We start from the raw sequence: 24,977 nt of genomic DNA, 5'->3' as shown, positions 1-24,977 counted from the left end.
TTCTGCAGCAATTTGAGCCTTAATCTCCCAGTTGGTCTGCACTTGATGGGTGGCTAAATCCACCGCAATCATATGGCCCGGTCCTAAGCGTCCTTTGGTCACAATCTCGGCTTCGGGAATGGGAATGGCTCCCGCTTCTGAAGAGACGTACACGGTGCCGTCCTGGGTGGTGCAATAGCGGGCGGGCCGCAATCCATTCCGATCTAAGGCGGCTCCGACAACCTTGCCATCGCTAAAAGCCAACAAAGCAGGACCATCCCAGGCTTCCTGGAGGCCGCTGTAGTACTCATAGAAATCGACAATTTCCGGGTGATCTGCCAGGGCAGGCTGATTGCGATAGGCTTCCGGCACCAGCATCATCAGTGCTTCTTGCGGGCTGCGCCCAGACTGTACCAGTAGCTCTAGAGTTTTATCCAAATTAGCTGAATCGCTCGCATTCGGATTGACCAGGGGACGCAACTCCTCAAAACGGTCTTGCCAATGGGGGTGACTCAGGACCGATTGCCGCGCCGTCATCCATTTGATATTGCCAAGCAACGTATTAATTTCGCCGTTATGGCCCAAGAAGCGCATGGGTTGGGCCAGGGGCCACTTGGGTAAGGTGTTAGTACTAAAGCGGCGATGGTAAATGGCGAAGGAACTCAGATAGTCGGGATTTTGCAAATCCTCATAGAAGGCTCCTAAGATTTCTGAACGCACCATGCCTTTATAAACAATGGTGCGATGGGACAGAGAACAGAAGTAAAACTCTGGTGCCCAGTCGGCCCCTGTCTCCGACACGGCTTTTTCGATCTGCTTACGGACTAAATAAAGCTGACGTTCGAGCTCATCGTCTCTTCGGTTAAGCGAGACTAGAAAGACTTGCTCAATATCGGGTTGATTGGCGCGGGCTTGTTCTCCCAACAGGTCAGGCTTGATGGGGACAGGTCGCCACCCTAAGACTTGGAATTGGGCTGCGATCGCAACTTCTTCCACAATTTGCTTAAAGTGGGCCAATGCCCCTGCATCGGTGGGCAAGAACACCATTCCCACCCCCACTTGTTCTACATCCGGTAGGGGTTGGCCTTGGGTAGACCACCATTGTTGAAAGAGCTGCCAGGGAATGGCCGTTAGAATTCCGGCCCCATCCCCCGAATCTCGGTCGGCACTACATCCACCCCGATGCTCCAGGCAGGTCAACCCGGTTAAGGCTTGCTGAATCAGATCATGATTGGCTTGGGGACTGGCAATAAATCCCACCCCACAGGCATCCCGCTCCTCTACGAGCCAAGGCTGCCCAGGGAAGATGAAATCTGAAGAGGAATTAAGCGCATTCATGGTGTGAGTCATGATCGGATTCAGAATATAGGAGTGACAAAATAGCTGCGCTATCTCAAGATGCAGCCCAAAAAGTTCAGCGGATCGCCTTTAATCCCAGTAGTGCACAAAGCAATCGGGAGAAAATGTAGCTTATGTAACCAAAGGGTAATCCGCCTGATGCAGATGTATCGGATAATGCCGGAATCCTTGGAGTACTTAAGGCTCCCTCACTACAGTCAATAAAGACAGGCGTCTGTGAAGAAGAAGAGGGACGATTGGATGTTGGTGATCTGCGTATTAAATCTTAACGCAAAACATCCCTCATCTACCGTTGCCTTTGCCATCCTCATCTGAGGGGCTGTTATGCATTTCAAATACACCTGCAACGCTTTTGTATATAGCTCACTCTTAGTACAGGACAAAACTCTTGTAAGCTAGCCATAGATAAATTTTTAAGGAGAGCATGACGATCCGATGCTTTTCTCTTTAACAGTCTCAATTATGCTGCATTAGCCCCCTAAATCCCCCAAAATGGGGGACTTTGACTGTAGCTCAATACTTTGCTCACTCGCCTGTTGGATTTGCTGAAATACAGCGACAACAAACGAACCGATGGCTTGTTGACAGCGGAATATCAGGCCGTTGAGTTGACGTTTTTGCAGTGCTTTCCACAGCTTTTGTTCTGCGGTCATCAGATTTAGTCTCAGTCGTCGCGCGGCGGTAACGACTGCTGGGGTCGTGTCGCGAATACGGTGGTGTTGCGTTCTCTTCTCTCGCATCTTGCTGTCCCTACCCCTGTCTCACCGCTAGGGAAATTATAAGCCTCAAAGTCCCCCAAAATGGGGGATTTAGGGGGCTGATGCAGAGTTTACTGAGCTTTCAAAAAGCCTCTCAAACCCAGAATAACAGAAGGTGACGGCTTCAAGTTTTGTACTGTACTGAGATAACTCACTACGTACCCCCCCTAACTGTTGAGCACTTCTGCCTGGTCAAAAACTGCATCGGGCAGCAAAATTACAATTTTCATAAGAATAAGAACCTTAGCTTTACGCTCTACTCTTGTGTCCAGAGTGTTATAAATATAACTCGTTAAATTTTTCTAATGATATTGGCTTGCTATATGCGTAGCCTTGAAATTGATTACATCCCAGTTGCTCAACAGTTAATCTTTCCTGGTCTGTTTCAACCCCTTCGGCAATTGTATTCATGCCTAATAGAGTAGCCATGTTAATAATGGTTTTCACGAGCTTCTCTTTAGTTTGATTGGTATCAATATTTTTAATAAACGACCGATCAATTTTTAAAGTGTCAATTGGTAAAGATGAGAGTTTGGATAAAGACGAATAGCCAGTGCCAAAATCATCAACAACAATACTAAAGCCTTTATTTTTCAAAGCAATGATCGTATTTGTACTGGTATCAGTGTAATCAAACAGTACGCTCTCTGTGATCTCAATTGACAAGTTTTTCGAACTCAGTCCCTTCGATGAAACCTTTTGACAAATTGTCGAGGCTAAAGATTTATCATGAAATTGGATGCTACTGACATTGATTGCTAACTTAAAGTTAGGATTTTCTTTTAGGTGATGATGCCAGCGAACGAGAGTACTGAGAGCCTCATCAATCACCCAATTCCCAATAGGGCATATAAGACCTGAGTCTTCGGCAATCGGAATAAATTCTGAAGGGGAAACAGCACCCATTTCAGGACTATGCCAACGCAAAAGGGCTTCTGCACCAACAAGCTTTTCACTACTATCAAATTGTGGCTGATACACAAGCTCAAACTCATTTCTCTGAATTGCTGTATGCAGATAATTTAATAATTTATGTTTTTTTTCAGTTGCTAAGCGCAGATTCTCGTTAAAAAACTGATAATTATTTCGACCTTGAGCTTTCGCGGAGTACATGGCTATATCAGCTTCGATAAAGCCATTGCTTATATGTTTATTTTCCCCATCAATAAATGCAATTCCTATACTTGCCCCAATAGAGGAGATAATGTGATGATCAATGTTGAACGATTTTGATATTGAAGTTAACACCTCAGCAGCTATCTGTTTAAGTTGAGCCTCTTTATCCTCGGGAGACTCAAATATTTTAAATAGGCTAAATTCATCTCCTCCCAATCGAGCCAAAAGCGCATGATTTTTGTTGGCGATGCTCTGCAGCCTTTGCGCTACCTTCTGTAAGATAAGATCGCCTATCGAGTGCCCGAGTGTATCATTCACGTGTTTGAAATGATCAAGGTCAATAAAAAGCAAACCTGAATAATCAAACGAAGAAGATGTGATTTCATGTTGCAACTTTCGGCGGTTCGCAAGACCGGTGAGAGGGTCTATAAATGCTTGTTTTTCAATACGCTGACGATAGTTAACCTGATCAGTGATCACTTGATAGGTGCCCAGTACGCCAATAATCTTGCCATTGGCGTTTTTCATGGGAACTTTGTTGGTGCGCAGCCACTTAAGTTCCTTTCCATCTATGGGCAAGGATTCTTCAATATCAAGTTTGCTCTTGCCTGTCTGTATGACTTCACGATCATCATTACGCTTTGGATCGGCATCTTCCGGGTTTTCATAAATATGGTAGTCCGATTGGCCGATTAAATCGTCTATATGCTTAAATCCAATATCATCGAGTAATTTCCGATTTGCACCCAAGTAGTTTAAGTCTAGATCTTTCCAAAATACTCTTAATGGAATGGACTCTAGAACAATACGCAGAAGTTCTTCAGCGCTTATACCTTCGGGTTTATCAGACATATCTCACTTTTCTGAATGTTAAAGTGGTTTCGAATATTTTTACTTTACTCACCGAATAATATACCTCTTGCAATATTCATCTCACGATGTGCTAATGCTGGCTTCCATGCCTTAAGCTGCCACAAATAGCTCATAGTTTTAGATGGCTGTAATTAAGCTACACCGCAGAGAGTAGCGACAACGGCGGTTACGATAGCACTCAGACATCATCCTGAAAATCTTCAAACTATGACTAAGATTAATGTGCCCAATGCTCAGCTGCTTTTGACTGATACCTAGTGTTTATATCCTTAGCTGGCGAAGGTATTGTTAGTCCCTTCGTATTTTCGCCTCAATAACGACTAACTTTACACGCCCAATCATCCTGAAAAATTAGCGGCAATCCATCCTGAAAGACTAGCAGTTCACCGGGTTGAATGGTGGTCCAGGTTTCATTATCCGTTAGACAAGTGGTGGCGATAATGGCGACGCGATCGCAAGGGGTCGTTAACTCTTGAAAATCAACTGTCAGATCTTCATCAATCAGGTGCGCTGCCGCAAAAGGGGACTGGCGGACGATATAGCAAAGCTTGGTGGAACAGTGCACAAATAAATGCTTCCCATCTGAGAGCAAATAGTTGAAAATCCCATGACTGGCGATCGCCTGGGTCATCTCTTGCAACACAGGAAACAGCTCCTCCATGGGCGGCTGTTCCTGGGGGAATTTATCTCTGAGCTGATTCATAATTAAGCAGAATGCTCGCTCACTATCCGTTTGGCCTACAGAGCGATAGATGCCTAAACTCCCTGACTTGAGCGTGGGCAAGTCTCCGTTATGGGCAAACACCCAATGTCGCCCCCACAGCTCCCGCGTAAAGGGATGGCAATTTTCTAAGCCCACTGGACCAATGGTGGCCTTGCGAATATGAGCGACAACATTTGTCGATTTAATCGGGTATTCCCGAATCAGTTTGGCGATCGCAGAGGTTGCAGAAGGCTTGTCATCTAGAAAGACTCGACAAGCTGCCCCTTCAAAGAAGGCAATGCCCCACCCGTCTTTATGATCGTCCGTTTTGCCCCCTCGGGCGCAGAACCCTTCAAAGGAGAAACAAATATCCGTTGGCCCATTACAGTTCATACCTAATAACTGACACATGAGCGATCGCAAGCAGTTCTACGCCGTCGATTGTAGGTGGAAAGGGAAAGAGGCTGCAACCAAATACCATGCCAATTCCCACAATCTTGCGCGCAAGAAATTGAGCGTTTGCACCTATCTGATGGAGGCGTCCTGTACTGTGTTGAGTATTCGGCAGGTAGAGAGCATCATGCTTTACGACACAATTGGGAAAACCTACTCCCAAACCAGACAGAGTGATCCACGCATCACAGCCAAACTGTTAGAAATTTTGGAGCCGTTTCAGGCTTCCACGATTGTAGATATCGGTGCGGGTACAGGGTCTTATGCACTGTATCTGGCCGAGCATAGATATCAAGTTCTGGCCGTTGAGCCATCAACGGTAATGCGCCGTCAGGCAATCGCCCATCCGGCAGTCCGTTGGATAGATGCAAAGGCTGAACATCTATCATTGCCCTCTCATTCAGCAGATGTAGCCATCATCATCCTGGCATTGCACCATTTCCCAGATTATTCGCAAGCGCTGCAAGAGATTCACAGAGTAACTGGGGGAGGGCAGGTGGTTATCTTTACCTATGATCCAGACCTCATTTCTAGTTTTTGGCTAACCGAGTATTTCCCTTCGTTCATTGCCGATGTTCAGTCTACTTTTGTACCTATAGCAACGTTAACAGCTGAGATTGAAACCCTTATGGATACGGCTGTGAATATCGTTCCTTTCCCTTTACCTAATGATTTATCAGACTCATTCGCTGCGGTTGGATGGGGATGTCCCGAACTATATCTGGAGCACAATATTCGCAATGGAATTTCATCATTTACCAAACTCAATGAGGATAAATTAGAGCAAGGGTTATCCAGCCTATGCAACGATTTAGAAACCGGAATATGGGATCAAAAGCACGAATATCTTCGCCAAAAAACCTATTATGATGTCGGCTACCGATTCGTTTACACCTCTAAGCGAATTAGACCCAAGATTGACTGATTGCTGAAGCCTCACATTTATTTGGTACATGGTGATCAGAATGAAAAACTTTGAGTGCTACGTTTTTTATTACAGCACATAGTATAGGCCCTACACTAGCTTTATAAATCTGGTTCTACCTGTAAGTCTCGCGCAGATTAGATTGTAATACCAATAAAATTACAATCTAATCAATTCCATGAAAAATCTAGGAAAATATTATAAACTTGCTTATTAAAAAAGCAGATCCGCCAAAGGCCAGAGCCAAGAAAATTGTCTGAGTTAATTGAATTACAGTTTTAATCGGAGTATTTTTAAATTCAAGGTACTCTTTTTTGATTTCTGAAATAAATTTATTCTTCCATTTATTCAATATCCACATAAAACAAATGGTTAGAATAACAAGGTATAAAACAATCCCAAAAGGAAGAAACAAAGAAGATATGGACCGACCTTCATAAATAACTTGTTTAAAGGCAATTGGAACTAATTTCATTAGCTTAGCTATTTCATGCCAAGCCCATGGTATCAAGGGTGCAAAAAAACCAATCCAGGAAGCCAGATTTATTATCAGATTTTTTTGTGTTTTGGACTCACTAGGTGATGATGTCATTTTCAGTCAGTATTTTGTTGAATTGAAGTATATTCTAGTAACTGAAATTAATTGAAGGTGGCAAGTAGCTTAATTAAGATCTAGAAACACGCTTACATAAGAAATCCTATTATTTTCGGCTAACCAAGAAGACCTTTAAGTCTAGCTTGAGGGTTAACTTATACATCAAATCAGAGTAAAAGGATGTCATTCATTACAAATAAGAATATGATAATTAATTTTGCAACTAACGAGTCAAAAAGCCTTTACTAAATCTTCAGCCAAGCAAACAAGTTCTCAACCGATAATTGCAGACCACTTGCAAAATCAGGTCCTAGCAATACTTCACTCGCTGCATCATAAATTTCTATTTCTTGTTTAGGGCGATACACAAATACCGTTTTTTCATCAGGGTCAATTAACCAGCCCATCGAGGTTCCATGCTGAAGGCAATGCATAATATTCTTCGTTACACGAGTATGGCTTTGGTCAGGCGATAAACTTTCAATCGTCCAATCAGGCGCAAGCGGGAAAGCATTCGCCACTTCTCCACTGTCATCGCAAGGGATTCGATTCCATATAAACACCGCAATATCAGGAACCGTTGATCGATCTCCAAAAGTGCAGCGCAACTCGGGGAAAGCACAAGCAACTCGTTCTGGCTTAACCACCGCATTAATCGCAGCTAATAGCTCACCTTGAATACGGCTATGTTTTCCTTGGGGCATTGGCTTCTGGAGGATCTGCCCTTCAATATACTCACTAGCCGGTTTGGTCTCCGGTAACCTGAGGAATTCTTCCAGCGTCAGGGATTTAGAAGGAACTTGAACCATGTTGAGAGCATGTCGAACAGCGCTAGTTACAGAATAGCGTTAGGGAAAAAATTGAATCTACCCTTGATTCAAACCTCTTCTGAAAAGCCTTCAAACAGTCAAACGCTGTTGGCTCTAGATTTTAATTGCCTGGTTTCTGAAAAGCAGACGGGGTAGGATCCTAGTCATCTTATGAACAGGAATAATGATCAATGCCCCGAATTCTTCTGCTAGGTGCTCATGGCCAAGTTGGACAGGAGTTGCAAACCGCTTTAACCCCCGTCGGTGACATAACTGCTTACGGAAGAGACAAGGCCAATTTCACTGCACCTGAACAACTACATCAGATCATCGCCCCCGTGCAACCGGATATTATCGTTAATGCTGCTGCCTACACAGCGGTTGATCGAGCAGAAACAGAACCGGACTTAGCTCACCTCGTCAACGAAAAAGCACCCACCTCACTTGCTGAAAGTGCTAAACAGCTAGGGGCCATGCTGGTGCATCTGTCCACTGACTATGTATTTGATGGCACACAAAGCCATCCTTATACCGAATCAGATCCGCCGAATCCACAGGGAGTATATGGCCGTTCAAAATGGCTGGGAGAGCAAGGGATCCGGCAAACCCACGATTCGCACATTATTTTGCGAACGGCATGGGTCTACGGCCAGCAGGGCAAAGGCAACTTCGTAAAGACCATGTTGCGCTTAGGCGCAGAACGTCAGGAGGTTCGGGTCGTGGATGATCAGGTAGGGACACCGACTTGGGCCAAGGATATTGGCGATGCGATCGCATCCCTAATCCGCCATTGGTCCACCTTAGATGCCACGGCAAAAGCCAACTTTTATGGCACCTACCATTTCACCAACCGGGGGGTCGCCAGCTGGTATGACCTTGCCGTTGCCATCTTTGCCGAAGCCCAAGCCCTGGGTATTCCGCTCCAGGTTAAGCAAGTGACGCCCATTCCGACCGTTGAATATCCCTTACCTGCTCCCAGACCTGCCTATTCCGTCTTGAGCAATCACAAAATTACGCCTATTCTCGGTCAACCCGCCTCGCATTGGCGAGACGCCCTCCGTCAGATGCTGCAAACCCTATCTCCCTAGCTTCTATAGAGTGGGGCAACTTCGGAATAGCCGTTATAAAGCAGGGTAGGTTGCCGCTCCCAGACTGCCGGATGGACGCCCGTTCCCAACAGGCGTTCCTCGGCTTGAGACCAGCGGGGATGAGGGACATCGGGATTGACATTGGCCTCGAACCCATACTCGTTGGGGGCCAGTGTGTTCCAAAATGTCGGGGGTTGAAAATTCATAAATTCAATTTTGACGATGGATTTGGCTCCCTTAAACCCATATTTCCAAGGGATGACCATCCGCAACGGTGCGCCATGTTGTTTGGGCAAAAGATGCCCATAAATGCCAACCGCAAAAAAGGCCAAATCATGGGCCATTTCATCGATGCGGAGACTTTCAGTATAGGGCCAAGGGAGGCTAGCCGTATCGGTCCATCCCCCTGGACCTGGGCAAACCTGCGGATCATAGAAGGTGGTAAAGCGGACAAACTTAGCATTGGATTTGGGATCGACATCTTTAATTAGCGATCTCATCGGAAATCCTAGCCACGGCACCACCATTGCCCAAGCTTCCACACAGCGAAACCGATAAATACGTTCCTCTAAGGGAAATTTTGTCGTTAGATCGTCTAAATCGTAAGTCCGAGACCGATTCACTAAGCCCGTGACTTCCACTTTCCAGGAATCAGTGGGTAACGATTGAGCGGCCTGCCAGATATTTTTAGTCCCGCCAAATTCGTAGAAATTATTGTATCGGCTGGTCTCTGATTCTGGGGTCACCCTTAAATCGTTTCCGGTGTAAATGGCAGATCGCTTGACCCCTGGGAGGGTTCGTTGGGAGAGCGTTTTCTTTAATGCTGGATCAATGTCATCCCCCGAACGCGAGCAGCTGATACTCGGAAAAGTCGTGGCTCCTAGCCCAAACCCAATCATATTTTTGAGGAATCGACGCCGATGCCAATACGTAGTTTCTGAGGTAATGGGCTGTGACTCTACCTGCCATGGTTTGGGGAATCGAATAAGTACCATAGAGATCCGAATTGACGCTTCTCTTCAATATTCCCTGCTCCATTTATGGATACAACAGGACTGGAGCGATAGCGTTTGCTGGGACTTGGATTTCTAGTTTAGCGAATACAGGTGCTTGACGGACCATGGAGGGATGTTATCCTAACGCTCCCCTTGCCAGGGGGAATCTGTCAGCTTTTAATTGAGAAGACGCTTTGTTCAGAAGCACTAAGCTGGTCTCTTGGGCGAAGTTGCCTTTAAGACTCGAGCCTAGGCTGTGCATAACATGACTGATTCAACCCCTGAATCCCAAATTGTCAATATCCGAGATCGTCAGCAACAGTTGATTCGCCAGCGTAAACAGCGATTTCGACGGGGGGCTTGGCGGACATTATTCATCGTGGGGTTAACGGCTGGTTTGGGATGGGCCGTTTGCCAACCCGAGTGGCAAATTCGGCAATCTAGTCAGGTCACGTTGGCTGGCAATGAGCAGATCGATGGCCAAACCCTCGAACATCTGATGACCCTCCAATTTCCTACATCTCTGATTCGATTTCAGCCCCAAGTCTTAGCATCCAAGCTGAAGACGAATGCTCATATTAGTCATGTGGTGGTGACTCGTAAGCTGTTCCCTCCCAGGGTCAAGGTGGTGGTACAGGAATTGCCCCCGATCGCCATGACAGAATGTGAAGGCTGTACGCTCATCCTCAATCCTGATCAATCCAATTCCATAACGTTGGGGCCAGCAAATGTCTGGTTACTGGATGAGCGAGGGGTTGTCTTACCTGCAGATAGCTATCCTAAGTTAGAGAAAGCTCAGCAACTGCCCAAATTGACCCTTGACGCCTACTTGCAACCTGAATCTAAGCCAACTCAATCCCAGGCCTCTAGTGCCTCAACCCCCACAAAATTCGTCTCGATTGATCGCCAAAAACAAGCGCAGTGGCAACAGATGTACGCTTTGCTAGAGACCAGCCCTGTTCAGGTTAAACATCTCAACTGGCAAGATCCGAATAAGCTGATGTTGCAAACGAAGTTGGGGCAAATCCACATTGGTCCTTTTAGTGACCGGTTCAATCGGCAACTCCAAGCCTTGGATGAAATGCGGACCTTACCTAAATCTGTCGATCCCCAACAAATCGTATATATCGATGTGGAGAATCCAGAAAGTCCAGTCTTAGAATTACGCAATCAAGCTCAACCGAGTCGTTAACCTTAACAAAAACTTCTGTTTTTCAACATAACTGAGAAACCCGGTTTTCTGAGTCAGAATCAAGAGATTTACGGCTAATATCGCTCAATTGGTTTTTGGGAGAACTTGTCCTATAGTTGAGTAACGAAGATTGCCCATCCTTCCTTTGCTGTTCATAACTAGCCACAATGACGCCTGCTGATCAATCCTTTACAGACTCCCTATTCACCAATGAGAACCATGATCTGCTGAGTTCTGGTCCTGTGGATCAATTAGGAGGAACAGGAGAAAGTTCAGAACTGGGTTCTCAGGATAGTCTGGAAAATATTTTTGATTTCGAATCAGACAGTGCCCCATCCCCCGGACCTTTTAAAGACGTGAGCATGGAAGACGACAATATTGTTCGCCATGGTGCGGCCACCATTAAGGTGATTGGTGTGGGCGGTGGCGGTGGTAATGCCGTCAATCGGATGATTGCGAGCAATGTCTCTGGTGTTGAGTTTTGGTCTATCAACACAGACGCCCAGTCTTTGACACAATCCTCTGCATCGAAGCGGCTACAAGTCGGGCAAAAATTGACCCGTGGCCTTGGCGCAGGCGGAAACCCCGCCATTGGTCAAAAAGCAGCGGAAGAGTCTCGCGATGATATTGCCGCTGCTTTAGCAGGATCAGATTTGGTCTTTATTACCTGTGGAATGGGTGGAGGGACCGGTACAGGTGCGGCCCCCATCATTGCTGAAATTGCGAAGGAGATGGGCGCTTTAACGGTGGGTGTGGTGACGCGTCCGTTCACCTTCGAAGGTCGTCGACGCAGCCATCAAGCCGAGGAAGGGATTTCAGCTTTGCAAACTCGGGTCGATACCCTCATTATGATTCCCAACGATAAGATTTTGTCGGTGATTGCGGAACAAACCCCAGTACAGGAAGCCTTTCAAACAGCCGATGATGTCCTACGGCAAGGGGTTCAGGGCATTTCCGATATTATCAATGTGCCGGGTTTAGTCAACGTGGACTTTGCTGACGTTAAAGCAGTGATGGCTGATGCGGGGTCTGCCATGATGGGCATTGGGGTCGGGTCGGGTAAGTCTCGGGCGAAAGAAGCTGCGATCGCAGCCATTGATTCCCCCCTATTAGATGCCTCGATTCGGGGAGCTAAAGGCGTCGTTTTCAATATTACGGGTGGAAATGACTTGTCCTTACATGAGGTGAATACTGCCGCCGAGACCATCTATGAAGTCGTTGATGCAAGTGCCAACATCATTTTTGGCGCCGTTATTGATGACTCTCTGCAAGGCGAAATCAAAATGACGGTCATTGCCACGGGCTTCTCTTCAGAAGGAGGAGCGCCGCCTCGCAAAACTGAAGCTAAACCCAAACCCAAGGCAAAGGTTGCTGCTCCGCCCAAGCCTGGTGTTAAACCTGTTACCCCCCGCCCCCCTGCCCGCGGTGCCAACTTGGATATTCCTGATTTTTTGCAAAAGCGTCGTCCAGGTCGTTCCTAAGCTGATGTACCCAGCACTGGGGGAGCCCTTCGAGCGCCCAATAGAAATTTAATTAAAACTCACAATTCTCGATAGCACTAAGCGTAATCGGGAATGATAAGATTGCCTAGAATGTGTTTTGGGGACCCGTAGTGATCCGTCCTGCAACTCTAACTCTGCAACCACCTCTTCCCTTAGTTGCCGAGAATAACCGTCTAAAAATTTTCTCTGGTTCTGCCAATGTTTCTCTCGCTCAAGAGGTCGCTCGTTATTTAGGCGTGGATTTAGGACCGATGGTCCGCAAACGCTTTGCAGATGGAGAACTCTACGTCCAAATTCAAGAATCCATTAGGGGGTGTGATGTTTATCTGATTCAGCCCACTTGCCACCCCGTCAATGACAACTTGATGGAGCTATTGATTATTATTGATGCCTGTCGGCGAGCATCAGCCCGGCAAATCACGGCCGTGCTCCCCTATTATGGCTATGCCAGAGCAGACCGGAAGACGGCGGGGCGAGAATCAATTACGGCAAAACTAGTTGCCAACTTGATTACGCAGGCTGGGGCTAGCCGCATCTTAGCAATGGACTTACATTCCGCTCAAATCCAAGGCTATTTTGATATCCCAGTGGATCACGTGTATGGCTCTCCAGTACTCCTGGAATACCTGGCGCGTAAGCAACTTCCCGATCTGGTGGTGGTGTCCCCTGACGTGGGTGGGGTGGCCCGAGCCCGAGCCTTTGCCAAAAAGCTGGATGATGCGCCCTTAGCGATTATTGATAAACGTCGTCAGGCCCATAATGTGGCTGAAGTGATGAACGTGGTGGGTGATGTCGAAGGCAAGACGGCGGTCCTTGTGGATGACATGATCGATACTGCTGGCACAATCTCGGCTGCAGCCCGACTACTGCGAGAGGAGGGGGCTCGACAGGTCTATGCCTGTGCAACCCATGCCATTTTTTCTCCCCCTGCGGTGGAGCGTTTATCTACACCGGGGCTGTTTGAGGAAGTTTTGGTCACCAATACAACTCCCATCCCCCCCGATCGCCAGTTTCCACAGCTACGAGTGTTATCCGTTGCGAGTTTACTAGGAGAAACCATCTGGCGTGTGCATGAAGACAGCTCCGTGAGCAGTATGTTCCGCTAGTCTTTCTAAGTTTGGCTGTTATTCAATGGATGTCGTCAAGGTTCTTCGTAGAAGCGATCGCGGCGCTCTGGTAGCGGCCAGTCCTCGTTTTCGCCCCCGATCAAGCAGCTCTTGATCACAATAAATTCTTGATCGAATTGCTGGAGTGCATTTAGAAGTACATCCAGTGCGATCGCATCGCTCGTCCCGAGATCAAACCAGCAGCGGGCCCAGCAGCCCTCGTACTCAATGTCGCCCATATTATGCATCAGTGCCATTAGGCTACTATCGGTGACCCCTCCTTCATATTGGAGATAGCTCAGTTCATATCCGGCCTCTTGTACCTGTAAATTCTCAGCATTGAATCCTCCCAGTTTTCCTAAAAAGAACCAGGAATCAAAGACTTCTTCTACGTATTGCTTTTCTTGTTCCGATAGAACGGTTTCAAATTCTAACCAGATCCATAAATCAAAAGAATTAAATTCGCGAAACTGAATGTTCATAGATAACGAGCAATACTACGGGAGGAAGGGCAAGTCTGGAAACAGTGGCTAAAGCCTCTGAGTCCTAAATAGGGTTGGGGACTGTGCAGACATGGGAATGCTGGTAGAAAGAGCCAAGACCATATACCCTTGAGCCTGCTCCTGATTGTAGTGGATTGCATTACGCTAAAAGAATGCTTCGATTAAAACAACTCATCTATCATCCAGCCGCGACTGCTAGTGCCATTCTCAAACAAGTGAGTTTGGAACTCCCGCCTCAGCAACTTGGACTGATTATTGGTCCCAGCGGATCAGGGAAAAGTACGCTGCTAGAAATTGTGGCAGGTTTGGCGGCACCCACGTCAGGTGAACTCTATTGGCGTCAACAAGAACTCAAGCCCAATAATCTACAACAGCTGGCTGGCTTAGTGTTTCAGTTCCCAGAACGACACTTTTGTGGCGGCACTATTCTAGAAGAATTGCGGCTAGGGCACCCTGAATTGGGATCTGAGCAGGTTCACCAAGCCCTACAAGAAGTGGGATTAGAAGATTTATCTCTCTTTATTTCCCCCCAATCTTTGAGTGGGGGTCAGCAGCGGCGACTGGCCCTTGCGGTGCAGCTCATTCGGCAACCCCATCTCTTACTGTTAGATGAACCCACAGCGGGCCTCGATTGGTCCATGCGCAAACAGTTAGTTACTTTATTGGCAAAGCTCAAGCAGCATTGGAGTCTACTGATCGTTACCCATGATCCGGCTGAACTCGTGGGCATTGCGGATCGCTGTTGGACCTTAAATCACGGAGAATTAGCCAGTGTCGATCCTCAAGCCTTGACACTGCCAGATGCCGTTGTCCTCTGATTGAGGGCTGGGAGAGACAAGAGGGGGTGACATACCACCAGACCCCTGCCGGAGGGATAGCCCGGTTTATTTTAATAATCCGACTAAACGCAGGGGCCTGAGCAAATAGTATAAAAAAGACAAAGATTGAGGAAGCGGTATCTGATTGATGTCTTTATAGGTGGGCGTAAACAGCCGCTGAGCACACCAATTGAGATAAGCTCTTTGGTCCTGAACACGGCTTAACAGGCGTACATGCAGCAGCACTTTTTCCCAGCTCAGTTCTGAGGTGACTTGCTGATCAGGCGCAAAGCATCTCCGATAGATTTGGGTTTTGATACGGTTGAGTACCAAGGTTTGATCGGATTTCTGAGGATAGTTGGCGGGAATGGGAACTCCCAGTAACTCATTGCTGAGGGTCAGGCCGATGGATAACATGCGATCGCATCCTAAGGTTTGGGCCTTTTGATAAAGACGAGACCAGTCTAAATCCGCATGAATATGAACAAAGGTCGCAAAATCGCAGATCCAGCTCAATAATTCCCAACCATGTTTAGAGCCATGGACACAAAGAATAAGCAGGACGTCTTCTGGATGAAAACAAGGCACAGAGGCATGCAACAACGTAATGTCCTGTAGCCGCTGGGTCATTTCTTCAAATTGGAGCGGAAAAGTGAAAAAATCTTTGCCTGCAATCTGTTGGTGCAGATCGATAAAGATGTTGCCGTCTGCGCTGACTAAAGGGTATTCATGGGGGTAAAGACGATAGGTCGTGGGCAGCTTCTGATAACCGGCCTGTTCATTCAGCAGTGCTAACGCCCTATGGAAGTCTGCAGGAGCAACCAAAATATCCAGATCAGAGAACTGTCGTCGAGCCAGATGACCATAGGCTGAAACGGCCAGGATTGGCCCTTTGAAGGGAATCGCTACGATGTCATGTGCCGTGAGCAATTGCAGGAGCTTGAGCAATTCCGTCACCAACAGCAGATTGCGGGCTGTATTCGCAAAGTAGGTGACTTCAAGTTGGGACAAGAGGCTGGCGGGAATGGTGGAAGAGCACCATTGTTTGAGATGGGGGTATATCTGCATCATGACCCAATGATGCTCCACTTGTTCTAGGAAAAGGGGCCAGTTAATGCCTGCCAATAGTAGAGAATGAATCTTTTCTGCAACGGCATCTTTAATCTGAGGATGAGCTAAGCATAGGAGCAGTTGCTGTTCTCGACTCAGCGCTAGATTGGGGGATAGGTTGTGTACCTGCAAGTTAATCTCTCTGGCTACTGTCCTGCTCTGATAAGAACAACCACGCTTACGCAGACGAACATGAAGGCTTCGATTTCGTATGCGATCGCACTCCCGCCTGGCTTGATGGCATCAGATCAGCCTTCACTAAATCTACCAATTCAGGCAGTGCCTCTAAAGCAGGCCGCCACATAAATTGGCATACCGGAACTGTCTTGAACAGGCAAGTACATTGTTGAAGATGGGCAGTAATCTGCTCAGGAGCCGTCATAATATTAACGGCACGGGTATGGCGTACTAATTCCGCAAAAGCAGCTTGGTTGGATAAAGGCATCATCTCATGGTGTGGGCCTTTTGCTAAGACATCAATTTTTCGCAGATGCAATGGCGTCTCCTGAAAATCATCATGGAATACATAGGAGCGCTTGTCTGCATGGGGCGACAGGATCGGCATTTGGTTATAGTCGAGTCCTAAGGCCGTAGCCGCTGGAGCGGTCAACTTACACAGAGGGAAGCTGGGAATGGCGTAGGGATGTTCCTGATCAAAACGAATCGCCATAACATCATCTATCAAAACCTTACTCCCTTGGATATGAAAGGGTGACTCCTCCGTAAAACCTGCAAGAATAAGCAACTGCAAGCATAAAGATAAGATTTTAGTGATGATGAATCCACTTATCCAGCGTCAGATTGCCTTTAATCTCAGCAGTAGCGATGCATGGAATGTCTTTGCGAGCCATCGGAACCAAGTGACTTCGATGCTCAAACAGGGCTCAGATCTATCTCGTCTTTGCATTTTGGGGGCTGGCAATTGTAATGATCTGGATCTGCCAGCACTTGTTCAGGCACACCCAGAAGTACATCTAGTCGACATTGACGCGGATGCCCTGGTCCAAGGGACAACCAGGCAAAATCTGGCGAATCATGCCAATCTCCATTTCCATTGGGATATTGATCTAACTGGGACAATCGACCGGATGGCTCACTGGTCTCCAACATCGATTCTGTCAGAGGCTGATATTACGGCCTGTATTGATGCTCCTACTGGCTGTCTAGAAAAACTCCCAGGTCCTTTTGAGGTCGTAGCTTCAACCTGTCTGCTCAGTCAGTTGATCAAAATGATTGTGGATACGATTGGCGAACACCATCCCCAGTTTTTGGAGGTGATTCAAGCCATTCGTTTGGGACATCTGCGCTTGCTTTTGCAGCTCTTGAACTCAGGTGGTTTGGGGGTGCTGATTACAGATGTTGTCTCGTCTGATTCCTATCCACCCTTGACCTCAGTTCCTACACAAAACCTGAGCCAGGTTCTGGTGCAACTCGTTCGACAAGGAAACTTCTTTCATGGTGTGAATCCTGCTGCGATCGTCCATCTCTTTCGTCAAGATCCGGTGCTGAGTCAGCAGGTGGCCACTCTAGAACCCGTTGGTCCCTGGCGATGGAACTTTGGCCCCCGTCATTATGCCGTTATTGCTGTGAAGTTCCGAAAAAGGTGATCTATACTCCTTCTCTGAACTTGGCCGCTCGAAACATCGCCTCCAATTGTTCCGTTCAGAATTAGCGTCGCATCCAACTCCTAATCCGAGGTTACCGAGAATCTTACCTCTTCATAAACAGCTTCACCTTTGGGTCGTTTTAAAGCATTTCACAGTCAATTCGTGCGAAGAGCAAGCTTCCCAAGATAATGTTGATTAAGCATACGATGAGCTTCTACTGCTTGGTCAAGCAAGAAGGTGCGAGCGATATGCACTTCCAAGGGTCCGTCATTCATCAGCTCGTTCAGTCTTGAAATAATTTCTGCATCAGGAGCGCCATAGTAGCTACTCACTTGCATACCAGCTCTGACCTGAGGCTCGGGATGAACACCGCTCGGATAAGCAATGCGCCCGCCATTACGTACCAGAGATAACGCTTGCGCTGCAACCTCACCGCCTGCCATGAGCAGCGCGGTATCGAAACTATCGAGAGCAAACTCCTGAGCAGCAGACAACACATCGTCTGTGCGCCCGTTCACAGCAGTGTCAGCTCCTAATTCCTTTGTGAGTGCCACCCCATCGTTACCCGAAGCTACAGCGAAAACGCAAACGCCCATTCGTTTGGCCAGTTGCACCGCCATATGCCCAACCCCACCACTGGCTCCGAAGAGTATTATTGACTCACCTGACTTCAGGTGCAATGTATCGTCGAGACCGCGAAGGGCAGTGATTGCCACCCCCAATATCACGCCTGCCTGCTCGGTGGTCAATCCATTCGGGATGGGCGCAACTACATCAGCTTTTACCGCAGCATACTCTGCATAGAATCCACCTTTCGGGTTGAGGAAGCCAGCAGCATATACTCGATCACCCTTGTTGAAGCAGCTAACACTCTCACCCACAGCAACAACCACACCTGCCCCTTCAGAGCCGAGTACGTAAGGAAAGTGTGGTTCGAGCCCCAACATTTTCGCATAGCCTCCCTCGCGCTCAAAAGGATCCCACTGTCCTACTCCTGCTGACTCAATTCGGATTAAGATTTCGTCTGGCCCTATCTCAGGTATGGGGAGCATTTGGATCTTGAGAACCTCCGGCCCACCAAATTGATCGAGAACAACAGCCTGCATAGTGTTCTGAGTCATACATTTCATCGTTAAAATCTATGTTCTCGTATACGGTTGTCGCTTTGCTGCATAATGATGGCTATACAAAACGCTACTTATAACAGCATATACAGAGATATTAAGTGCTAACTAATGAAAAGAGCTATCCAATAGGATTAAAAGATATATGTAGGCTAATACACTTTTTTTGGCTAACCTAACCCAGTTCAGCCAAAACTTGCCGAACGGTTTGCAGAGCTTTATCTACCTCTCCCTCATTCACGATTAAAGGAGGAACAAAGCGGACAACCTTGGGGCCAGCTGGAACGAGGAGTAAACCTGCTTCCATTGCGGCTTTGATCACCTCGATCGACATGAGTTCAATGTCATCTTTGAGAACTAGGCCATTAATTAGCCCCCATCCTCGAACTTCAGCAATCAGATTGGGATATTGGGACTGAATCGTATGCAGTCCTGCCCGTAACTGTTCCCCTCGTTGAGCAGAATTGTCTAGTAGATTTTCAGTTTCCAGCGTATCGAGGACGGCTAAGGCGGCTGCACAGGCAAAGGGATTTCCCCCAAAGGTGCTGGCATGGTCCCCCGGTTGTAAAACACTGCAAACTTCTTTGCTGAGCATGGCCCCAATCGGGATTCCCCCTGCCAACCCTTTCGCTAAGGTAAACACATCGGGTTCAATACCTAGATTCTGATACCCCCAAAGTTTTCCGGTTCGGCCAATACCGACCTGTACCTCATCCAGGATTAGCAAGATTCCAGTCTGATCGCAGATTTGGCGTACGCCCTGGAAGTATTCCAATTGTCCAGGTCGCACACCCCCTTCCCCCTGCAAAGGTTCTAGGAGGATAGCTGCAACTCGGCGTTGGTCTTGATCGAGGGTGGCGATTTTATCCTTGAGGGCGGCTAAATCATTAAACGGCACATACTCAAACCCCGGCACCAAGGGATCAAAATTCTTTTGATATTTAGGCTGTGCGGTAGCGGTAATCGTGGCTAGAGTCCGACCATGAAAACTCGCATCCGCTGTCAAAATAACGGGCTGCTCGATATTTAGAACCGTATGGGCATACTTCCGAGCTAGCTTAATCGCCCCTTCGTTCGCTTCTGCACCCGAATTGCAGAAAAAGGCGCGATCGGCACAGGAATGCTGGGTCAGCCAATGAGCCAGATCCCCTTGCTGGGGGATGTAATACAGATTAGAGACATGATGGAGGGTTTGAATTTGGGTCGTGACTGCTGCCACTAGTGCAGGATGAGCATGGCCCAAGGTGCAGGTGGCAATCCCGGCGACAAAATCTAGATACTCGCGTCCATCCGTGTCCCAAACGCGGCAGCCTTGTCCTCGCTCCAGGGCGATTGGGAAACGGCCATAGGTGGTCATTACATCCTGATCAAAGTGGGCGGCATTAAAGGATTGAGCGGATACCGCAGACGGATCTTGAGCAAGTTCAGTAGGGCTCACAAGCACTCCTGCACGGACGAAAGGTTGACTTACATTGTAGAGGCAGATTTTTGCAAGTTGCGATCCAATCCAGCTTTAACCCAATTAATGCAGGCCAGTTCACTGGCAAAAATTTTGGGAGCGGCAATATTATCCAGCCGAGTGGGGGGATAGTGATCGTAAAAGAATTTGCCCGCAACCTCTGAAATAATGACCAGATTTTGTTTGTAGAGATAACGCTGCTTAAAGTAACCGAGGCTGGAAGTAGCGGACACCTTGGCATCCAAATGTTCTCGTGCAATATCCAAAATGCCTTCTATACGACTGGAGTGAAGTCCCGCCGGATTATTGGCTCGATGCCATTCACTGCGATGCCCCAACTCGGATAGCAGACGATAGGCATAGATCGGGGTCTGGGCAATCTCGCTAGAAAGATAGGGAATAATCAGATGTCCGCGATAGGCAACGGACTGTTCATATATGAGTCGTCGGCAGGATGTCATGGGGGAGCTATTGGGTAAGGGCTTTCCAAAATTGCTGCATATTGTCAAATAGGCCGGGCTTACGGGCATTCTCTGTTGCCATCAAAGGAGCCAGAATTTGGCCAATTCGTTCTCCCGAAGGGCGACTTGCTTCTGAGGCTAGAATCTGATGTTCGCTACCGTCGTCTTCCCCCTCGGCCCACCAAATCTGCCACTCGCTGGGGTAGGACCGAATCACGGCTCCTCGTTCTAAGGGCAGGAAAGAATAACAAGGTTCAATATTGTTGAGGAATCGCTCTCGTAGCGTCCGTCCGGCCATGCCAATCCCGACAATGGAAACATCTTCTAACTTGGGATTAAGCAAAATACAGACGCGATCGCCAGCCTGGTTACAAATTTGCTCCACCTTGCCCACTTCTACGGGGGTGGGGGCGATAAAAACAAAGGCATCATTTTCAGGCTGTACAGGGTCGATTAATTCTTCGATCCCTCGCAACTCGTAGGCAATCTCTTGCCATTGATGACGGGCTAAGGCGGCTGCCCCCGTATCAGAGAAAAAGACTTTAACGTTCTCGCCTAGATTGGGCAGTTGGCTGAGATATTGCTGGGCGACGGGCAAGGGCTTTAGTTCGGGAATGGCAATATCAACCTGTAGCAGGGTTTTGTGATCTGCGATCGCAGCCTTTGTTGCTTCAACAGCTTGCGATATTGATGTTTCCAAAGAATCGGGAAAGACCATCTGAACTTCTCAACGGGACAATATGCCTTGTTCACTTAGGAACATACGATACAAGGCCGTGATAACTATTCTGACGTACAAACCACCGCAAATCAAACCCAGCTTTCACTCATCAGAATTTGGATAAAAACGTTAAGCCGATGTTGATGGTGTACGTGAATCAGTAGACTTTTCTAGTCGGAACAGCTTTGAGCTTTAGATAAATATTTCAAGAGATGATGGGCTGAAGTAAATCATCAATTGAGAAGATTAGCAACCAGTGAGCCAGTACGTCATAAGACCTTTTCATTAGGAGATTGTCTGAACTTCAAAGTAGGTCAGAGTATTTTGACTTACATCCTTTAGTAGATGAGTTTTATATACTCGCTATATCTCCTAAGGCTAATCGCAGATGGAAATCATTTTTGATTTGGGAAACGTAGTATTAGACTGGAATATTGACAAGATTTTGATGTCGTTAGATATCAGCCAAGAAGAAAGAGATCTGCTACACACTGAGCTATTTAAGCATCAGGACTGGCTGGATATGGATCAAGGTATTCAGTCAGAGCAATTAGTCGCTTCTCGGGTCGTCGCTAGATCGAACTTAAAAAGGGACGTCATAGAGCAAGCTCTCCTGGCTGCGAAGACATCTCTAACCCCTATCCCTCAGAGCATACAGCTGATGCAGGATCTGTATAATGCAGGGATAAAAATGTACTGCTTATCGAATATGTCATCAGAGACTTATGAATATATTAAAACCCAAAAGTTCTTTGATTTATTCGATGGTATCGTCATTTCAGGCAAGGAAAAATGCATGAAACCTGATGCCAAGATTTTTAATTTAACCATCGAACGGTATGACTTATCCCCTTCAGAGACATTATTTATTGACGATAGCTTGCCCAATATTTCCACTGCTTGCGATCTTGGAATATTAGGCTTTCACTTTAAGCGACGCAATGCATGCTATTCGAAAATTAGAGGCCTACTATTTTGAACGACTCAATCGGAATTTTTATTGGTGGTTTTATTCCAGCACTCGCTTTTGGTGTTGGCGCTTTATTGCAAAAGCAAAGTAACGATATTGGTATTGGGCAAAACTATTATCTCTTGTACTTTGCTGTTGGGATTGTTTTAACCTCAGTTGCGAGCTATTTCCTTTTCCCCAGGCATCATCTGTCCCACTTAGCAGGATTATTTGCGATGGGGCATGGTGTCCTATTTGGCGCTGGATTTATCTGCCTAGCGATGGGACTGACCATTTATCAGGAACCCGTCTCCAAGCTGGTCCCTTTGGCCAATATGAGTACTTTAGTCACAGTTTTCCTCGGATTAACCATTTTTGGCGAGTATGCAAAGCTTAATGCCTTTAACCTCTTGCTGGGAGCATCCTTAGTTGTATGTGGTGGTGTATTAGTTAGCCGTGCGTAAGATACGTAAGATATGTTGATCTGAATATCTCATTACTCTCTTTGCTAACAGTTCAACTTCTGGGGAGCACTACGTATCGTTTTCACTCCAGCTACCGGGTAGCGGGGTTTGAGGCTGCACGCATTGACTTGCTGTTGAAGTTTTAAACTTTCTTTAAATGTTAATCAATGGCTTCTTGAGTTGGCTCAGAAATCTTGGGATTCATCTGTTGCTCTTCAGTGAGAATAGCCTTGCTAAGGTCAGCCTTACGGGGGACAGCACTGCTGAGACTGGCATCGAAGAGGTCGGTACCCATCAGGTCAGCACTGTAGAGATTAGCATCCAAGAGGTCAGCACCAATCAGGTTGGCATCCCTGAGGTTGACACTGCTGAGGTTGGTCCCTCTAAGATTGGCATCGCTAAGATTAGCATCGCTGAGATTGGCATCGCTAAGATTAGCATCGCTAAGATTAGCACTATGAATATTGGCTTTGCAGAGGTTAGCCCCGACGAGATCAGCGCCGATCAGATCCACGTTGCTGAGGTTGGCATTACTGAGATTGGCATTACTGAGGTTGGCATTACTGAGGTTAGCACCACAGAGGTCAGCACCTTCGAGGTTGGCCCCACGAAGGTTGGCAATAAAAAAGTCTGCACCAAAGAGATCGGCACTACGGAGATTCGCATGACTGAGGTTGGCACTACGGAGATTCGCATTACTAAGGGTAGCCCCACAGAGGTCAGCACCTTCGAGGTTAGCAAGGATGAGATTGGCATCTCTGAAAATGCCACTGCTGAGATTGGCCTTGCTGAGATTAGTCCGTCTGAGGTCAGCACTGCTGAGATCCGCCTCCCTAAGGTTGGCCCCCTTGAGGTTGGCTTCGTTAAAGTTGGATTTGCTGAGATCTTTCCCTTCTCCACCGCCAGTCACCACTTCATGAACCAGCTTCCATTTAGCGTTAATCTGTGTTTGATCAGAGATAATGGCATCCCTGAGGTTAGCGCGGGGGAAGTCTACATTGCCCAGGTCAGCACCACTGAGATCAGTCAGGGTAAGGTCAGCACCACTGAGATTAGCGCCTTTCAGATTGGTATTGCTGAGATTGGCCCCTTCTAGGTTGGTATTACTGAGGTCAGCATTCCTCAGATCCGCCTCTTTTAAGTTGGCATGGCTGAGGTTCGCATCTTTAAGGATGCCACTGCTGAGATTGGCATGACTGAGGTCAGTACTGCTGAGGTTGGCATTGCTAAGATCCACCTCCCTGATATTGGCACCCTTGAGGTCAGCACTGCTGAAGTTAGCATAGGTGAGGTCTTTCCCTTCTCCACCGCCAGTCACCACTTCATAAACAAGCTTCCATTTTGGATGAATCTGTGTTTGATCGGAGATGATGGCACTTCTAAGGTTGGCGTGGGAGAGATCGACATTGCTAAGGTCAGCATTGCTGAGATTGGCATTGCCGAGGTCAGCACCATTGAGTTTAGCCCCTACTAAGCTAGCCCTAATGAGATTGGCCCCTTCTAAGTTGGTATTGCTGAGGTCAGCATGCCTGAGGTTTACCTCTTCTAGATGGGCATTATGGAGGTTGGCATTGGTGAGGTTTGCACCACTAAGGTCTTTCCTTATTCCACCTTGCGTGACCAATTCGTGAATCAGTTTCCACTTCGGGGCAATCTGCGTTTCACCTGAAATCCAAGCGCCTCTTAGGTGGACACCGTTGAGGTTGGCATTGGTGAGGTCAGCACCACTCAGATTGGAGCGACTGAGGTCGACACCGCTAAGGTTGAGCCCGTTGAGGTTGGCATTGGTGAGGTCAGCACCACTGAGGTCAACCTCCTCGAGGATGGCACTGCTGAGGTTGGCCTCTCTAAGATTGGCCCCTCTGAGGTTAGCCCCTCTGAAGTTGGCATCGATGGGGTTGGTACCGCTGAAATTAGCTCCTCTCAGATCGGTAGAACTGAGATTGCCCCCTCTAAGGTTAGCTTCTCTGAGATCGGCTTCTCTCAAGTCTATCTGCACACCAGGATTCTGCTCACGCCATTGATTCCAACCATCAATACTACGCAGCAAAGTCTCCAATAGGTCAAAATTCTCCAACCCAACTCCAAGCACAGTACTGGCCATATCTCTGTACCCTCAGCAGTAATTTATTGGCATTTACCCTAACATCTCATATAAACTTCGTTCTCATAGATCTCTTCTATACTGATTTATCCGCAAGCCTACCAATCCCCTTCAACACAGCAATGGCAGATGTTCCAGACCTTTTCATAAGGTCACCCGTTTTCTTAACTGCTTGAAGTCGCATAGCCAAGATACAAAGGTTTT

At 47.3% G+C, this 24,977-nt stretch carries 23 protein-coding genes and 1 pseudogene; 9 read left to right on the top strand and 15 right to left on the bottom strand.

Annotation, left to right across the window (positions count from 1 at the left end):
• The 4 genes and pseudogenes from Q0986_RS17880 to Q0986_RS17865 all read right to left on the bottom strand — a co-directional run.
• Nucleotides 1-1,329: pseudogene (locus Q0986_RS17880) on the bottom strand (glutamate synthase subunit alpha); the annotation flags it as partial.
• Between the two features lie 479 nt (nucleotides 1,330-1,808).
• Complete coding sequence (locus Q0986_RS17875) at nucleotides 1,809-2,078, bottom strand: DUF559 domain-containing protein (protein WP_299413711.1); 270 nt, start codon at nucleotides 2,076-2,078, stop codon at nucleotides 1,809-1,811.
• A 294-nt stretch (nucleotides 2,079-2,372) separates the two neighbouring features.
• Nucleotides 2,373-4,064, bottom strand: a complete 1,692-nt coding sequence (locus Q0986_RS17870) for a GGDEF domain-containing phosphodiesterase (RefSeq protein WP_299413707.1) — start codon at nucleotides 4,062-4,064, stop codon at nucleotides 2,373-2,375.
• Nucleotides 4,065-4,395: 331 nt separating this feature from the next.
• The gene (locus tag Q0986_RS17865; RefSeq protein ID WP_299413703.1) at nucleotides 4,396-5,199 is read right to left on the bottom strand and encodes a class II glutamine amidotransferase; all 804 of its coding nucleotides are present in this window, start codon (nucleotides 5,197-5,199) and stop codon (nucleotides 4,396-4,398) included.
• Between Q0986_RS17865 and Q0986_RS17860 the strand changes: the two genes are divergently transcribed.
• A complete protein-coding gene (locus Q0986_RS17860) occupies nucleotides 5,198-6,166 on the top strand; it encodes a methyltransferase domain-containing protein (RefSeq protein WP_299413700.1) in 969 nt (322 codons plus the stop codon). The genes Q0986_RS17865 and Q0986_RS17860 overlap by 2 nt on opposite strands.
• 187 nt (nucleotides 6,167-6,353) lie before the next feature.
• Here Q0986_RS17860 and Q0986_RS17855 read toward each other — a convergent pair whose 3' ends face one another.
• On the bottom strand, nucleotides 6,354-6,758 hold the full coding sequence (locus Q0986_RS17855) for a hypothetical protein (protein WP_299413697.1): 405 nt from the start codon (nucleotides 6,756-6,758) through the stop codon (nucleotides 6,354-6,356).
• A 248-nt stretch (nucleotides 6,759-7,006) separates the two neighbouring features.
• Nucleotides 7,007-7,570 carry a Uma2 family endonuclease gene (locus Q0986_RS17850; RefSeq protein ID WP_299413692.1) on the bottom strand — a complete coding sequence of 188 codons (564 nt, stop codon included), beginning with the start codon at nucleotides 7,568-7,570 and terminating at the stop codon, nucleotides 7,007-7,009.
• Between the two features lie 191 nt (nucleotides 7,571-7,761).
• Between Q0986_RS17850 and rfbD the strand changes: the two genes are divergently transcribed.
• Nucleotides 7,762-8,658, top strand: coding sequence for a dTDP-4-dehydrorhamnose reductase (rfbD, locus tag Q0986_RS17845; RefSeq protein ID WP_299413688.1), 897 nt, complete (start codon nucleotides 7,762-7,764; stop codon nucleotides 8,656-8,658).
• On the opposite strand, the gene msrP is transcribed toward rfbD, so the two are convergent.
• Nucleotides 8,655-9,653 carry a protein-methionine-sulfoxide reductase catalytic subunit MsrP gene (gene msrP / locus Q0986_RS17840; protein WP_299413684.1) on the bottom strand — a complete coding sequence of 333 codons (999 nt, stop codon included), beginning with the start codon at nucleotides 9,651-9,653 and terminating at the stop codon, nucleotides 8,655-8,657. The genes rfbD and msrP overlap by 4 nt on opposite strands.
• Nucleotides 9,654-9,918: 265 nt before the next feature.
• On the opposite strand from msrP, the gene Q0986_RS17835 reads away from it, so the two are divergent.
• The 3 genes from Q0986_RS17835 to Q0986_RS17825 all read left to right on the top strand — a co-directional run bounded on the left by Q0986_RS17835 (nucleotide 9,919) and on the right by Q0986_RS17825 (nucleotide 13,453).
• Nucleotides 9,919-10,845 carry an FtsQ-type POTRA domain-containing protein gene (locus Q0986_RS17835; protein WP_299413681.1) on the top strand — a complete coding sequence of 309 codons (927 nt, stop codon included), beginning with the start codon at nucleotides 9,919-9,921 and terminating at the stop codon, nucleotides 10,843-10,845.
• A 167-nt stretch (nucleotides 10,846-11,012) separates the two neighbouring features.
• Nucleotides 11,013-12,326 (top strand): cell division protein FtsZ, encoded by a 1,314-nt coding sequence (ftsZ, locus tag Q0986_RS17830; protein ID WP_299413678.1) that lies wholly within the window; start codon nucleotides 11,013-11,015, stop codon nucleotides 12,324-12,326.
• A gap of 131 nt (nucleotides 12,327-12,457) precedes the next feature.
• Entirely contained in the window at nucleotides 12,458-13,453 is a 996-nt protein-coding gene (locus tag Q0986_RS17825) for a ribose-phosphate pyrophosphokinase (RefSeq protein WP_299413675.1), read from the top strand.
• Between the two features lie 35 nt (nucleotides 13,454-13,488).
• Here the strand turns inward: Q0986_RS17825 and Q0986_RS17820 are convergent, their stop codons facing one another.
• Nucleotides 13,489-13,935 carry a DUF3531 family protein gene (locus Q0986_RS17820; protein ID WP_299413671.1) on the bottom strand — a complete coding sequence of 149 codons (447 nt, stop codon included), beginning with the start codon at nucleotides 13,933-13,935 and terminating at the stop codon, nucleotides 13,489-13,491.
• 173 nt (nucleotides 13,936-14,108) lie between these two features.
• Between Q0986_RS17820 and Q0986_RS17815 the strand changes: the two genes are divergently transcribed.
• Nucleotides 14,109-14,774 (top strand): ABC transporter ATP-binding protein, encoded by a 666-nt coding sequence (locus Q0986_RS17815; protein ID WP_299413667.1) that lies wholly within the window; start codon nucleotides 14,109-14,111, stop codon nucleotides 14,772-14,774.
• 66 nt (nucleotides 14,775-14,840) lie between these two features.
• Here the strand turns inward: Q0986_RS17815 and Q0986_RS17810 are convergent, their stop codons facing one another.
• Together Q0986_RS17810 and Q0986_RS17805 are read right to left on the bottom strand one after the other, a co-directional pair.
• Nucleotides 14,841-16,016, bottom strand: a complete 1,176-nt coding sequence (locus Q0986_RS17810) for a nucleotidyltransferase family protein (protein WP_299413664.1) — start codon at nucleotides 16,014-16,016, stop codon at nucleotides 14,841-14,843.
• A gap of 46 nt (nucleotides 16,017-16,062) precedes the next feature.
• Nucleotides 16,063-16,554: a hypothetical protein gene (locus tag Q0986_RS17805; RefSeq protein ID WP_299413660.1), complete on the bottom strand. Its 492-nt coding sequence runs from the start codon at nucleotides 16,552-16,554 to the stop codon at nucleotides 16,063-16,065.
• A 103-nt stretch (nucleotides 16,555-16,657) separates the two neighbouring features.
• Between Q0986_RS17805 and Q0986_RS17800 the strand changes: the two genes are divergently transcribed.
• On the top strand, nucleotides 16,658-17,491 hold the full coding sequence (locus tag Q0986_RS17800) for a hypothetical protein (protein ID WP_299413656.1): 834 nt from the start codon (nucleotides 16,658-16,660) through the stop codon (nucleotides 17,489-17,491).
• A gap of 155 nt (nucleotides 17,492-17,646) precedes the next feature.
• Here Q0986_RS17800 and Q0986_RS17795 read toward each other — a convergent pair whose 3' ends face one another.
• The 4 genes from Q0986_RS17795 to Q0986_RS17780 all read right to left on the bottom strand — a co-directional run bounded on the left by Q0986_RS17795 (nucleotide 17,647) and on the right by Q0986_RS17780 (nucleotide 21,253).
• Nucleotides 17,647-18,612, bottom strand: a complete 966-nt coding sequence (locus tag Q0986_RS17795) for an NADP-dependent oxidoreductase (protein WP_299413652.1) — start codon at nucleotides 18,610-18,612, stop codon at nucleotides 17,647-17,649.
• A 178-nt stretch (nucleotides 18,613-18,790) separates the two neighbouring features.
• On the bottom strand, nucleotides 18,791-20,053 hold the full coding sequence (locus Q0986_RS17790; protein ID WP_299413649.1) for an acetylornithine transaminase: 1,263 nt from the start codon (nucleotides 20,051-20,053) through the stop codon (nucleotides 18,791-18,793).
• A 29-nt stretch (nucleotides 20,054-20,082) separates the two neighbouring features.
• Complete coding sequence (locus Q0986_RS17785) at nucleotides 20,083-20,535, bottom strand: hypothetical protein (RefSeq protein ID WP_299413646.1); 453 nt, start codon at nucleotides 20,533-20,535, stop codon at nucleotides 20,083-20,085.
• Nucleotides 20,536-20,542: 7 nt separating this feature from the next.
• The gene (locus tag Q0986_RS17780; protein WP_299413641.1) at nucleotides 20,543-21,253 is read right to left on the bottom strand and encodes a DUF1995 family protein; all 711 of its coding nucleotides are present in this window, start codon (nucleotides 21,251-21,253) and stop codon (nucleotides 20,543-20,545) included.
• A 391-nt stretch (nucleotides 21,254-21,644) separates the two neighbouring features.
• On the opposite strand from Q0986_RS17780, the gene Q0986_RS17775 reads away from it, so the two are divergent.
• Nucleotides 21,645-22,235 (top strand): HAD family phosphatase, encoded by a 591-nt coding sequence (locus Q0986_RS17775; RefSeq protein WP_299413637.1) that lies wholly within the window; start codon nucleotides 21,645-21,647, stop codon nucleotides 22,233-22,235.
• On the top strand, nucleotides 22,232-22,669 hold the full coding sequence (locus Q0986_RS17770) for a hypothetical protein (RefSeq protein ID WP_299413634.1): 438 nt from the start codon (nucleotides 22,232-22,234) through the stop codon (nucleotides 22,667-22,669). The genes Q0986_RS17775 and Q0986_RS17770 overlap by 4 nt, the downstream gene beginning before the upstream one ends.
• Nucleotides 22,670-22,829: 160 nt before the next feature.
• Here the strand turns inward: Q0986_RS17770 and Q0986_RS17765 are convergent, their stop codons facing one another.
• Nucleotides 22,830-24,773, bottom strand: a complete 1,944-nt coding sequence (locus Q0986_RS17765) for a pentapeptide repeat-containing protein (RefSeq protein ID WP_299413630.1) — start codon at nucleotides 24,771-24,773, stop codon at nucleotides 22,830-22,832.
• Nucleotides 24,774-24,977: the final 204 nt, after the last annotated feature.

Origin of the sequence: Acaryochloris sp. IP29b_bin.148 (assembly GCF_028285565.1) — a bacterium.
Classification (GTDB): domain Bacteria; phylum Cyanobacteriota; class Cyanobacteriia; order Thermosynechococcales; family Thermosynechococcaceae; genus Acaryochloris.
The sequence above is the reverse complement of the archived record's forward strand: the minus strand, read 5'-3'. Positions and strand labels throughout refer to the sequence as shown.